Annotated in this window: 1 protein-coding gene; it reads left to right on the top strand. The window is 71.0% G+C overall.

Annotated elements, in window-relative coordinates; genetic code table 11:
- Window position 1: 1 nt before the first annotated feature.
- Entirely contained in the window at window positions 2-1,099 is a 1,098-nt protein-coding gene (ispG, locus tag F5972_RS36790; RefSeq protein ID WP_225312249.1) for a flavodoxin-dependent (E)-4-hydroxy-3-methylbut-2-enyl-diphosphate synthase, read from the top strand.
- The last annotated feature ends 2 nt before the right edge of the window (window positions 1,100-1,101 follow it).

Below are 1,101 nucleotides of genomic sequence, written 5' to 3'. Positions count from 1 at the left end.
GATCATGGTCGGGTCGGTTCCCGTCGGCGGGGACGCGCCGGTCTCGGTGCAGTCGATGACCACCACGCTGACCGCCGACGTCAACTCCACGCTCCAGCAGATCGCCGAGCTCACCGCGGCCGGCTGCCAGATCGTCCGCGTCGCGGTGCCGTCCCAGGACGACGCCGACGCGCTGCCGGCGATCGCCCGCAAGTCGCAGATCCCCGTCATCGCCGACATCCACTTCCAGCCGAAGTACGTCTTCGCCGCCATCGAGGCGGGCTGCGCGGCGGTGCGGGTCAACCCCGGCAACATCAAGAAGTTCGACGACAAGGTCGGCGAGATCGCCCGCGCCGCCTCCGACGCCGGCGTGCCGATCAGGATCGGCGTCAACGCCGGGTCCCTCGACCCGCGCCTGCTGGCCAAGTACGGCAAGGCCACCCCCGAGGCGCTGGTGGAGTCGGCGCTGTGGGAGTGCTCGCTGTTCGAGGAGCACGGCTTCCGCGACATCAAGATCTCCGTCAAGCACAACGACCCCGTCGTGATGATCCAGGCCTACCGGCTGCTGGCCGAGCGGTGCGACTACCCGCTGCACCTGGGCGTCACCGAGGCGGGGCCGGCCTTCCAGGGCACGATCAAGTCGGCGGTGGCCTTCGGTGCGCTGCTGGCCGAGGGCATCGGCGACACCATCCGGGTATCGCTGTCGGCGCCCCCGGTGGAGGAGGTCAAGGTCGGCGCCCAGATCCTGGAGTCGCTGGGCCTGCGCGAGCGCGGCCTGGAGATCGTCTCCTGCCCGTCCTGCGGACGCGCCCAGGTCGACGTCTACACCCTCGCCGAGCAGGTCCAGGCCGGGCTGGCCGGGCTCAAGGTGCCGCTGCGCGTGGCCGTGATGGGCTGCGTGGTCAACGGGCCCGGCGAGGCCAGGGAGGCCGACCTCGGCGTCGCCTCGGGCAACGGCAAGGGGCAGATCTTCGTCAGGGGCGAGGTCATCAAGACCGTGCCGGAGTCGCAGATCGTGGAGACCCTCATCGAGGAGGCCCTGCGCCTGGCCGAGGAGATGGGCGTCGAGGTGGACCTCGACGACGACGAGGCCGGCGGCCCCGAGGTCGTCGTCCGCTGATC

The organism is Microbispora cellulosiformans, from assembly GCF_008728085.1.
Taxonomy (GTDB): Bacteria; Actinomycetota; Actinomycetes; order Streptosporangiales; family Streptosporangiaceae; genus Microbispora; species Microbispora amethystogenes.
This window is presented reverse-complemented; position numbering and strand designations above follow the sequence as displayed.